Origin of the sequence: Lutibacter sp. Hel_I_33_5, assembly GCF_007827455.1 — a bacterium.
Classification (GTDB): Bacteria; Bacteroidota; Bacteroidia; order Flavobacteriales; family Flavobacteriaceae; genus Polaribacter.
Genome location: NZ_VISM01000001.1, coordinates 2344204 through 2356009 on the forward strand (window position 1 = coordinate 2344204; position 11806 = coordinate 2356009).

The window sequence follows — 11806 nt, forward strand, 5'->3', positions numbered from 1 at the left end:
CTATTTCATGAAATTATCAAATTTTCATTTTGAATTGCCAGAAGAATTAATGGCAGAATATCCAGCAGAACACAGAGACGAATCTAGGTTAATGGTTTTGCATAGAGATACTCAAAAAATTGAACATAAACTGTTTAAAGATGTGATCAATTATTTTAATGAAGGTGATGTGATGATACTAAATAATACAAAGGTTTTTCCTGCACGTATGTTTGGTAACAAAGAGAAAACTGGAGCAAGAATTGAAGTGTTTTTATTACGTGAATTAAATGCTGAAAATAGATTGTGGGACGTATTAGTAGATCCTGCAAGAAAAATAAGAATTGGAAATAAATTATTTTTTGGAGAAGATGATAGTTTAGTTGCTGAAGTTATTGATAACACTACTTCAAGAGGAAGAACCTTACGTTTTCTTTATGACGGGCCTTATGATGAGTTTCGTAAAAAGTTACTAGAATTAGGAGAAACTCCTCTACCCAAATTAATTAAGAGAGACGTTGAAGCTTCAGACGAAGAACGTTACCAAACAATATTTGCAAAACATGAAGGAGCAGTTGCTGCACCTACAGCAGGGTTACACTTTTCTAAGCATTTGTTAAAGCGTTTAGAGATTAAAGGAATTGATTTTGCAGAAACAACATTACATGTTGGATTAGGTACGTTCAGTCCAGTGGAGGTTGAAGATTTATCGAAGCATAAAATGGATTCTGAACAAATTAGGATTCCAGAAACAAGTGCAGATATGATAAATAATGCGATAGAAACTAAAAAAAGAATTTGTGCTGTAGGTACTACTGTTATGCGTACTGTAGAATCTTGTGTTTCTGCTAGTCAGCGTTTAAATTCTTTTGAAGGATGGACCAATAAATTTATTTTTCCTCCTTTTGAGTTTAGTATTGCAAATAGTATGATTACTAATTTCCATACGCCTAAATCTACCTTATTAATGCAAGCAGCAGCTTTTGGAGGTTATGATTTTGTAATGGAAGCTTATCAAGTAGCAATAAAAGAAAAATATAAATTTCATACGTATGGAGATGCGATGTTAATTATATAAATTTCAAAAATTATATAAATTCCCAAAACCTCATGAGATTTTCTTGTGAGGTTTTGTTTATTTTTACCAAATATGAAACCTCAAAAAAAAGACATTCGCGCATTAACTAAAGACCAATTACGTGATTTTTTTGTAGATAATGGCGATAAAGCTTTTCGTGGAAATCAAGTATATGAATGGCTTTGGAGTAAGTCTTTACATACATTTGAAGAAATGACTAATATTTCTAAAGAGACAAGAGAAATGTTAGAAAACAACTTTGTGATTAATCATATTGAGGTAGATTCCATGCAGAAAAGTAAGGATGGAACTATAAAAAACGGAATTAGATTACACGACGGTTTAATTGTAGAATCGGTGTTAATTCCTACAGAAAAAAGAACAACAGCATGTGTTTCTAGTCAAGTTGGTTGTAGTTTAGATTGTAAATTTTGTGCTACGGCACGATTAAAAAGAATGCGTAATCTAAACCCAGATGAAATTTACGATCAAGTGGTTGCAATTGATAAACAGAGTAGGTTATATCACAATCATAAATTAACAAATATTGTTTTTATGGGAATGGGAGAACCATTAATGAACTACAATAATGTTTTAAAATCAATTGAAAAAATAACCTCTCCAGAAGGTTTAGGGATGTCTCCAAAAAGAATTACAGTATCAACATCTGGCGTTCCAAAAATGATTAAGAAAATGGCAGATGAAGAAGTACGATTCAATTTAGCAGTTTCTTTACATTCTGCAATTGAAGAAGTACGAACTTCAATTATGCCTTTTAATACGAATTTCCCGTTAAAAGATTTAAAAGAATCCTTAGTCTATTGGTATGAAAAAACTAAGCGAGCAATTACTTATGAGTATGTTGTTTGGAATGGAATTAATGATCGAAAAGAAGACATAAAAGCGCTAGTCGATTTTTGTAAATATGTACCTTGTAAAGTCAATTTGATTGAATATAACCCGATTGATGATGGTCAGTTTCAGCAAGCAAGTTCGTCGGCAATTAATAATTATATTTCTAATTTAGAAATGCACGATATTACAGTAAATGTTAGAAGAAGTAGAGGAAAAGACATAGATGCCGCATGTGGTCAATTAGCAAATAAGTCGTAAATGAATATTAAAAAGACCTTATTCTTTCAAATCTTTAAAACATTAGGTTTACTGGAACTTTTTATTGCTGCTGGCTTATTTTTAGATAGTAAATATTTTATTCCGCAGTATGCAAACGGTCAAAATATTGCTACAATAATATTGACTTCAGTATTAGTGTATTTGTATTGGAAAGCGACTAAAAGAACAAGAGAACAAATAATTTATGCTGTTTTAATAGCCATTATTGGCGAATACCTTTTTTGTCTTGGATTTGGAATGTACACCTATAGATTAGAAAATGTTCCACATTATGTTCCACCAGGACATGCCATTATGTATTTGGGTGTGTTTTATTTTGTAAGACAACCAAAGGTCATTATCAATCGAAAGAATTTAGAACTCGCGTTATATAGCATTAACGGATTATTTGCCACTTATTTTTTACTTTTTAAAAATGATGTATTAGGTTTTTCGCTTACGGTTATCATATTTTATATTGTTTATAAGAAGCCCAGAGAGCGTCTTTTTTACTTAGGAATGTATCTAGCAATAGCCATTTTAGAATTAATTGGGACTAGCTATGGATGTTGGTGGTGGCCAACAACTTGGTTTGGAAAAGTTAGTTTTATTCCAAGTGGAAATCCGCCTTCGGGAATTAGTTTTTTCTATTTTGGTTTAGATTTAGGATGTCTATATTTCTATAAATTAAGACATAAAGTTGCGTGGAGTAGAATGAAAAATATTCGAAAAATACGTCAAGAAAAAGAGTTGATTACTTCGTAAAAAGTTAGTACAATGATTAAAAAGTTTGATGTAATTATTGTTGGTGGCGGTCCTTCTGGCGGTCAGTGTGCAAGAATATTATCAAAAAAAGGACATAAAGTGTTACTTGTAGAAAAGCACAATAGTTTTGAGGATAATAATTTTTCTAGTGCTGGAATGACTTTAGCCCCATTAAAAGAATTTGACTTGCCAGATACTGTTGTAGGTTCTTATTGGAAAGGGATAGATATTCAATGTTCTAAAAAGAATTATGCATGGAAAAGCAATAAAAGAGAAGGGGTAGTACTCGATTTTGGTAGACTTAGGCAGTTTTTAGCAGATGAAGCAGTAAACAATGGTGCAGAATTATTATTAGGATATAAATATTATAAAAAAGAGTATGATGGAGATGCTGTAATTGCTCATTTTCAGAATTCTAAAACCAAAGAAAAAATATCTTTTAAAGCAAAATTATTGATAGATGGTACTGGACCTGTAAGAAAAGTAATCTATGATGATAAAAATGAAGAACCAGAACTTTCAATTGGAACTGGAATTGAATATTTAATTAAGGTTGATGATAAAACCTATAATAGTTGTGCAGATAAACTAGTATTTTTTCTTGGACATAAATGGGCGAAAAACGGTTATGGTTGGATTTTTCCTATGGAATCTAATATCTTGAAAGTTGGTGCGGGAAAAATATTTGTTGAAGATGAAAATCAGGCGAATATTAGCATAAAAGAAGATACGTTAAGAGTAATTGAAGAGTTCTTAGAATTAAAAGAATATGAATTATTAGATATTCATGGTGGGATTATTAGATATAGTCCAGGTATAAATGACACTTTTTATAAAAACAAAGTTGTAGCAATCGGTGATGCAATTTCTGCAATTAACCCGAAAGGAGGAGAAGGAATTCGTTATGCCATGAGAAGTGCTACAGTAGCTTCAAAGTATATTGATACTTATTTATCTGAAGGAAAAGATGAATTTGATAAGTACAAAAAGAAATGGCGTTCTAAACACAGAATCTCTTGGAGATTAAGTGAGCTTTCTGCAAGAAAATTATACCTAAAATATTCAGACTCAAAAATTGAAGAAAGAATCGGAATGTACCATTCAATCACTAATATGCAGGTATTAATAGATTCTTTATTTGAGTTTAAACCTGGAAAAATATTTCATAAAATAGTATTGTTATACATGATGACTGCGAAGTTGAAATTAAAGAAACTTTTTTCAAAGTCCTAAGTAAGTATATACAAGCTAGTAAGAAAATAAATTTTTCTACTTTTGATTTATAAATGAAAGCAGTAGAGCAAATAAAATTTCCAATCAAAAATGAAATGGAACTCTTTGAACAAAAGTTCAAAGATTCAATGCTTTCTAAAGTTCCACTTTTAAATAGAATCACGTATTATATCGTTAGAAGAAAAGGAAAACAAATGCGACCGATGTTTGTTTTTTTAGTCGCAAAGATGGTTTCTGATGGTGGTTTTGATGAACGAACATATCGTGGAGCTTCTATTGTAGAATTAATTCATACAGCAACCTTAGTACATGATGATGTTGTTGATGAAAGTAATAGACGTAGAGGTTTTTTCTCCATAAATGCGTTATGGAAAAACAAAATTGCGGTTTTAGTAGGTGATTTTTTATTGTCTAAAGGTTTATTATTATCCATAGATAATGAAGATTTTGATTTATTAAAACTGATTTCTATTGCAGTACGTGAAATGAGTGAAGGCGAGTTATTGCAAATAGAAAAAGCTAGAAAATTAGACATAACAGAAGATATTTATTTTGATATTATTCGTCAGAAAACCGCCACTTTAATTGCAGCATGTTGTGGTATTGGAGCGGCTTCTGTTGGTGCAAATCAAGATGTAATTCAACAAATGAGAAAATTTGGAGAATATATTGGCATCGCTTTTCAAATTAAAGATGATTTATTCGATTATTCGGACGAAAAAATTGGAAAACCTACAGGAATAGATATTAAAGAACAAAAAATGACGTTGCCTTTAATCTATACCTTAAACAATGTTACTCGAAAAGAAAAAGCATGGCTCATTAACTCTATTAAGAAATATAATAAAGATAAAAAACGTGTTAAAGAAGTCATTGAATTTGTTAAAGAAAGTGGCGGTATAGAATACACCACAACTAAAATGCACGACTATAAAAATAGAGCTTTGGCTATTTTAGAAAATTTCCCAGAATCTGATTATAAATCATCATTACTTAAAATGATTGAATATGTTGTGGAAAGGAAGATTTAATTTTATACATTTTTGATTTTATTATAAATTTTGTTTAAACTAACATTATGAAAAAAATTACTTTTTTTGTTGTTTTTCTTTTTTTTTATTTGCCTCAAACAAAAGCACAGAAAACTTTAGATATTATTTTTTCTCAAAATCCATCTCAAGACAGTAGATGTAATTATTTTAATAATTACTTTTTAAATTCACCTAAAGAGATACGCTATTCTATTGTAATGGAAAATGAGAAACTGTACTTTGAAGTTACAAATAAATCTTGGGCAATTCATTTATTTAAAAATACTGGAGATGGTATTGCCATAGATATAGTGTCGAAATCTAGTTATAATTGTGGTATAGATATGGGAAAATCTCAAATTAAAGGCACTATTTTAAAACCAGTTTATGCAAAGCAATTAGTAAGAGGTTTTAAACCTTCAAGAGGAGGTGGATTTAGAACTTTAGTAGGTGCAATACCTCAAAATTTAAAACATGAAGAATTAGAGTTTAATATTTTATTTTTAAATAATAAAGTACTTTGTAGACAACAGAAGATTTATAATTTAGAATCATACCCTTGGGAATTACTAGATATGGGTGTTTATTTAGATTCACTTACTTATAAATCTAAGGAAATAAGAACAGTGAAAGATAAATTCATTACAAAGTATAAGAAGCTAAAATTTATAATCCCTTTTCAAAAAAATAAATCAGAATATATTCCAGAAGATATCAAACCTTTATATGATTCTTTAAGATTGACGGATTTTAATATTAAAAAAATTAATATCAAAGCATATTCTTCAATAGAAGGTAGCTTGGAAAGAAATTTAGAATTACAAAAACAAAGAGCACATACTATCGCGAAATCATTAAAATCTTTTCAAAAGCCCGATATAGTTACAAATATATCTTCTTCAGAAAACTGGGTAGAATTTTTAAATGATATATCTAAAGGTAAATATAAGGATTTTAAAAAACTCAATAAAAAACAAATTAAACATAAAGTTATTGGAGTTGTTTCTAAAGAATTAGAAATGTTTTTAAAAAATCATAGAAAAGCAGTTATTATTCTTGAACTAGAAAAGAAAAATAAATACGGAGAAATGACTACTGGTAATCTGATTTCTAAATTTAATAAACTGGTAAAAGAGGATAATATTGAAGAAGCTTTAGTAATTCAAAATTCTATTTTCATGAAATTAAGAGAAGAAAAATCACCTAATAAATTAAGGCGGTTAATTGTTCCAAAACAAATAAAGTTTATTCCTGTTTTAAATAAAAACAGCATTTTTAAATACTTATTAAATTTAAGCTATTCAAAAATTGTTTTTGATGAATTGAAAAAACTAGAAAAATTAGATTCAAAAAATAAAAGAATCAAATATAATTTAGTTGTTGTAAAATTTATTATTTGGAGAAATAATTGGGAAGGAATTAATGAGGAAGATTTCGAAAAAGAAATTAACCTACTGAAAAAACACGGAATTAAGCAAAATTTAATAGACAGGATGTTAGTGAATTTTCATATTGTAAAAGCTGAAAAAAATATGAAAGCTGGAAAGTATGATGAGAAAGATGATTCTGTAGAGTTTATAATTGATTCTTATGAAAATTTCAATTTTTCTAATTATGATTATTTAAGTTTAGCCCAGTTTTTAACTTATTACTCTAATATAGATGATGCAACCGACTTATTAGATGACAAAGTAAGAATGATAACAATAGATGAAAATTTATTATTTTATTATTTAAACTTAACAATAACTAATAAATATAATGTGGCATCTCAAAATTATAGAACTATCATGCTAAATGCAATTAACATGAACAAAGAAAGGTTCTGTAAATTGTTTAATTCCTCATTAGAAAAAGGTGTGACTTTTCAGTTATTAGAAAATGAATATTTAAGAAAGACATATTGTGAAAACTGTAAAAATTAATATCCTAAATTTTCAATCTTAGCACAGCACTTTACTCGATAAGATTTTTTTTAAAAGCCATAAAACCTCAATATTATTTTCACCTTTTTTAGGTTGAATAAAAATGTTAATTGCTGTAACTATTTCTTTTTCAGTAGCAAAATGACGACAATGTCTTTGTCTACTTTGTTATAAAAAACACGTGCAATACCAGAAGTTATAATATTTATATGATTGCAAATTTTAACTGTCTGTTGTAAAATTGCAAGTTCAAGGTGTTTCTCAAAACTCATAACCCTTTTAAAAGCTTCTGAAAGCTCAGGATTTTCTAATAATAAAGAAGCATTTTGATCGAAGAAGGAATTCATAATTATAATTTTAAAAGTTCTTCTACAAAAGCTCTAGAGTTCGATAATCTGGGTACCTTATGTTGTCCGCCTAATTTATTTTTTTGTTTTAACCAATCGTAAAACAATCCTTTTCTTGCTTGATGAATTTTAGGTAAAGCCAACGTCATGTTATTATATCGCTTTGCTTCATAATCAGAATTGATAGATTTTAAAGCATTGTCTAATAATTCAATAAAATAATCTAAATTTTCAGGAGCTTGATTGAATTCAATAATCCACTCATGACTACCACTTTTTTTATCTTCCATAAAAATTGGTCCAACCGTATAATCAGAAATAGTAGCATTCGTTTTTTCACAGGCTAATCGTAAACCTTCTTCAGCATTTTCTATAATTAACTCTTCTCCAAAAACATTAATATGATGTTTTGTTCGTCCAGTAATTTTTATTCGATACGGATTTAGATCTGTGAATTTTACAGTATCACCAATTAAATAACGCCACAATCCACCATTGGTTGTAATTAAAATAGCATAGTTAATATCTTTTTTCACTTCTGATAAGGGAATTGCTTCCGAGTTTTCTCCATCATATTCATCCATCGGAATAAACTCATAAAAGATACCGTAATCTAACATTAGCAGTAATTCTTTAGAATTATTTCTGTCTTGTAACGCAAAGAAACCTTCCGATGCATTATAAGTTTCATAGTATTTAAAATCTTTTTTAGGAATTAGTTTTTTGTATTGTTTTCTATAGGGGTTAAAATTTACGCCGCCATGAAAATAGACTTCCAAATTTGGCCAAACTTCTAGAATATTGTCTTTTCCAGTTTTTTCTAAAACACGATTTAATAGTACCAACATCCAAGAAGGAACACCAACTAAACTGGTAATATTTTCATTGATAGTTTCATTAATAATGGCTTCCATTTTGGTTTCCCATTCCGCCATTAATGAAACTTCTTGACTGGGAGCAGAACTAAAGTCTGCCCAAAAAGGTAAGTTCTCTGTTATGATTGCAGATAAATCTCCGAAATACGAATTATTATCTTCGTAAATAGTTGTGCTACCGCCTAATTTTAAGCCTTTACCTGTAAACATTTTGGTTTCTTCATTGTTGTTTATATACAGGCACAACATGTCCTTTCCAGCTTTCATATGGCAGTATTCTAGCGCTTCATCACTTACAGGAATAAATTTACTTTTTGCGTTAGTTGTTCCGCTAGATTTTGCAAACCATCTTATATCACTTGCCCAAAAAAGATTTTGTTCTCCTTTTCTACAACGCTCTATTAAAGGTTCTATACTTTCATATTGTTGAATAGGAACATTTTTAGCAAATTCTTTATAACTTTCTATGGATGAAAAATTACAGTTTGTACCAAATTCAGTATTTTTTGCACTATTTAATAGTTTTAATAAGAGTTCTTCTTGTACATCCATAGGATATTTTAAAAACAACTCTATTTGGTGCTTTCGTTTCTTTAAAAACCAAGAAATGATAGAATTAATAAACGGAAACGCCATAGAATTTAGTAAGTTTGTTAGAAGCTAAAAATAATAAATTCTTTTTGATGGAATACCAAGGTGTCTTAAAAAAAATGCCAACTGAATATTTAGACGAAATTCAGTACTACCTAGATATGAACTCTGATTTTCTAAATGTTAATCAGTTATTAAATAAAGAGATTACCATTTCGTTTGTTAAATACGAGTGTTTAAACTGTCATTTAGAGAAACAAATTTACCGTCAAGGATTTTGTAAATCATGCTTTTTTGAAACACCAAATGCTGGTGATTGGATTATGAGACCAGAATTAAGTAAAGCGCATTTAGGGATTGAAGATCGTGATTTAGCCTATGAACAAAAAGTGCAATTACAGCCTCATATTGTGTATTTGGCAAATTCGAGCAATGTAAAAGTTGGTGTTACAAGAAAACAACAAGTTCCAACACGTTGGATAGATCAAGGAGCTCATGAAGCAATTGAAATTGTTGAGGTTCCTAATCGTTATTTAGCAGGGATTACAGAAGTTGCATTAAAAGAGCATGTCGCAGACAAAACCAATTGGCGTAAGATGCTTAAGAATGATATTGAAGATGAAAGTTTGGTAGAGTGGAGAGATAAATTAAAAGAATACATTCCTGAAGAAGCAAAACAATATCTAATAGAGAATAATACAGAAACTAGTATAAATTTTCCAGTGCATAAATATCCAGAAAAACCAAAGAGTTTGAACCTTATTAAAACGCCTAGCTATTCTGGAAAGTTAGTGGGTGTTAAAGGACAGTATTTAATCTTTGAAGACGAAACTGTTTTTAATGTGAGAGCTAATGAAGGATTGGTGGTTTCGATTAACGTTTAAGGAATGAAAAATAATCTATTAAAAGTAGCACTTGCACAAATTTCTCCAATTTGGTTAAATAAAGAGAAAACAATTAAAAAAATTGAAAAATCAATTTTAGACGCTGCAAAAGAAAATTGTGAACTTATTGTTTTTGGAGAAGCATTATTACCAGGATACCCTTTTTGGATTGCCTTAACCAATGGAGCAGTATGGGATTCTAAAATTCAAAAAGAGATTCATGCTCATTATGTTCGTAATTCTATAACGATAGAAAAAGGTGAATTAGATTCCATTTGTAAATTAGTTAAAGAAAATAATATTGCTATTTATTTAGGGATTATGGAGCGTGCCCAAAATAGAGGTGGACACAGTATTTATGCTTCTTTGGTATATATAAATGCAGAAGGAGAAATAAAATCTGTGCATAGGAAATTGCAACCTACCTATGATGAACGATTAACTTGGGCACCTGGAGATGGAAATGGTTTACAAGTACATCCATTAAAAGAATTTACCGTTGGAGGTTTAAATTGTTGGGAAAATTGGATGCCTTTACCAAGAACAGCCTTATATGGTTTAGGAGAGGATTTACACATTGCTGTTTGGCCTGGAAGCGATCATAATACAAAAGATATTACACGTTTTATTGCAAGAGAATCTCGCTCTTTTGTGATTTCAGTTTCTAGTTTAATGCAAAAATCAGACTTTCCAGCAAACACTCCTCATATAGAAAAAATACTAGAAAAATCACCAGAAACTTTAGCGAATGGAGGCTCGTGTATTGCTTCACCAGATGGTGAGTGGTTGGTTGAACCTGTAATTAATAAAGAAGGTTTAATTATTGAAACCTTAGATTTTAATAGAGTTTTGGAAGAGCGTCAAAATTTTGATTGTGTAGGTCATTATTCTAGACCAGATGTAACCAAATTACATGTAAATAGAGAAAGGCAAAGTACAGTTTCTTTTAAAGATGAAGCGTAATTTATTACTTAGTAGAATCTCTAATTACGATATCTGTTTTAATAACCTTCGTAATAGTATCTGTAATTTTCTTCTCTAATCTGTCAATTAAAATTTCAGCAGCATTTTCTCCCATAATTTCTCCATGCTGACTAATAGTAGTCAGTTTTGGACTTGAATGTCTAGCTAAAATACCATTAGAAAAAGCAATAACAGCCAAATCTTTTGGAATGTTAGTTCCATTTTTTAAAGCTGATTTCATAGATGCAATTGCTGCAGATTCTCCAGTAGTTATAACAGCATCAATATTATTTTCTTTGAAAAAAGGTGTTAAAACAGTTTCGTATTTTTTATAATCCTTCTCAAAAATATTAATCACTAAATCTTGTTTAAATTCCAAACCAGATTTTTCTAATCCTTCTTTATATCCTAAGAAACGTTTCTTACCAATAATTAAATTACTCATGGTAGAAACAAAGGCAATATTTTTATGGCCAGATTTTGCTAAAAATTTAACGGTATCAGTTGCGCTATTAAAGTCATTTGTGATTACTTTATCACAGTCAATAGATTCGGCAACTCTATCAAACATAACTATAGGTGTTCCTTCTTTAATCGTTTGGCTTAGGTGATTAAAATCTTGTTTTAATTCAGTTTCTTTAGCCATAGACATAATAAAACCATCAATACTTCCATTAGAAAGCATTTCAATAGTTTCTACCTCTTTTTTATATGATTCGTTAGAGATACAAGTGATTATTTTATAACCACGTTTGTTGGCCGTTTTTTCAATTCCTTTAAAAACTTGAGCAAAAAAGTAATTTAACATGGTTGGAATGATAATTCCAATAGTTTTTGTACTTCTGTTTTTTAAACTTAATGCATTAAAGTTTGGTTTGTAGTTATTCTCCTTTGCATATTTCTGAATCTTATCTTTTGTGTTTTGACTGATTTCATAACTATCATTCAAAGCTTTAGAAACCGTAGATATAGATACATTAAATTTTTCTGCTATGTCTTTAATTGTAAGTTTTTTCATGAGA

11 protein-coding genes are annotated in these 11806 nt (G+C 29.5%); 8 read left to right on the forward strand and 3 right to left on the reverse strand.

The genetic code is table 11. The features are described from left to right. Nucleotides 1-7 precede the first annotated feature (7 nt). The 6 genes from queA to OD91_RS10370 all read left to right on the forward strand — a co-directional run bounded on the left by queA (nucleotide 8) and on the right by OD91_RS10370 (nucleotide 7124). Entirely contained in the window at nucleotides 8-1057 is a 1050-nt protein-coding gene (queA, locus tag OD91_RS10345) for a tRNA preQ1(34) S-adenosylmethionine ribosyltransferase-isomerase QueA (RefSeq protein ID WP_144896312.1), read from the forward strand. A gap of 72 nt (nucleotides 1058-1129) precedes the next feature. Next, nucleotides 1130-2170 carry a 23S rRNA (adenine(2503)-C(2))-methyltransferase RlmN gene (rlmN, locus tag OD91_RS10350; RefSeq protein WP_144896313.1) on the forward strand — a complete coding sequence of 347 codons (1041 nt, stop codon included), beginning with the start codon at nucleotides 1130-1132 and terminating at the stop codon, nucleotides 2168-2170. After that, nucleotides 2171-2935, forward strand: a complete 765-nt coding sequence (locus OD91_RS10355; protein WP_144896314.1) for a hypothetical protein — start codon at nucleotides 2171-2173, stop codon at nucleotides 2933-2935. 12 nt (nucleotides 2936-2947) lie between these two features. Next, nucleotides 2948-4168: an NAD(P)/FAD-dependent oxidoreductase gene (locus tag OD91_RS10360; RefSeq protein WP_144896315.1), complete on the forward strand. Its 1221-nt coding sequence runs from the start codon at nucleotides 2948-2950 to the stop codon at nucleotides 4166-4168. A 53-nt stretch (nucleotides 4169-4221) separates the two neighbouring features. Continuing rightward, the gene (locus tag OD91_RS10365; RefSeq protein WP_144896316.1) at nucleotides 4222-5199 is read left to right on the forward strand and encodes a polyprenyl synthetase family protein; all 978 of its coding nucleotides are present in this window, start codon (nucleotides 4222-4224) and stop codon (nucleotides 5197-5199) included. A 47-nt stretch (nucleotides 5200-5246) separates the two neighbouring features. Then, complete coding sequence (locus OD91_RS10370) at nucleotides 5247-7124, forward strand: hypothetical protein (RefSeq protein ID WP_144896317.1); 1878 nt, start codon at nucleotides 5247-5249, stop codon at nucleotides 7122-7124. 119 nt (nucleotides 7125-7243) lie between these two features. Here OD91_RS10370 and OD91_RS10375 read toward each other — a convergent pair whose 3' ends face one another. Next, complete coding sequence (locus OD91_RS10375; protein WP_144896318.1) at nucleotides 7244-7471, reverse strand: hypothetical protein; 228 nt, start codon at nucleotides 7469-7471, stop codon at nucleotides 7244-7246. A gap of 2 nt (nucleotides 7472-7473) precedes the next feature. Next, the gene (locus OD91_RS10380) at nucleotides 7474-8982 is read right to left on the reverse strand and encodes a GH3 auxin-responsive promoter family protein (RefSeq protein ID WP_144896319.1); all 1509 of its coding nucleotides are present in this window, start codon (nucleotides 8980-8982) and stop codon (nucleotides 7474-7476) included. 47 nt (nucleotides 8983-9029) lie between these two features. Between OD91_RS10380 and OD91_RS10385 the strand changes: the two genes are divergently transcribed. Together OD91_RS10385 and OD91_RS10390 are read left to right on the forward strand one after the other, a co-directional pair. Next, the gene (locus tag OD91_RS10385) at nucleotides 9030-9821 is read left to right on the forward strand and encodes a DUF2797 domain-containing protein (RefSeq protein ID WP_144896320.1); all 792 of its coding nucleotides are present in this window, start codon (nucleotides 9030-9032) and stop codon (nucleotides 9819-9821) included. 3 nt (nucleotides 9822-9824) lie between these two features. Further along, complete coding sequence (locus OD91_RS10390; RefSeq protein WP_144896321.1) at nucleotides 9825-10784, forward strand: carbon-nitrogen hydrolase family protein; 960 nt, start codon at nucleotides 9825-9827, stop codon at nucleotides 10782-10784. A gap of 4 nt (nucleotides 10785-10788) precedes the next feature. On the opposite strand, the gene OD91_RS10395 is transcribed toward OD91_RS10390, so the two are convergent. Beyond that, nucleotides 10789-11802, reverse strand: a complete 1014-nt coding sequence (locus OD91_RS10395; RefSeq protein ID WP_144896322.1) for a LacI family DNA-binding transcriptional regulator — start codon at nucleotides 11800-11802, stop codon at nucleotides 10789-10791. Between the last annotated feature and the right edge of the window lie 4 nt (nucleotides 11803-11806).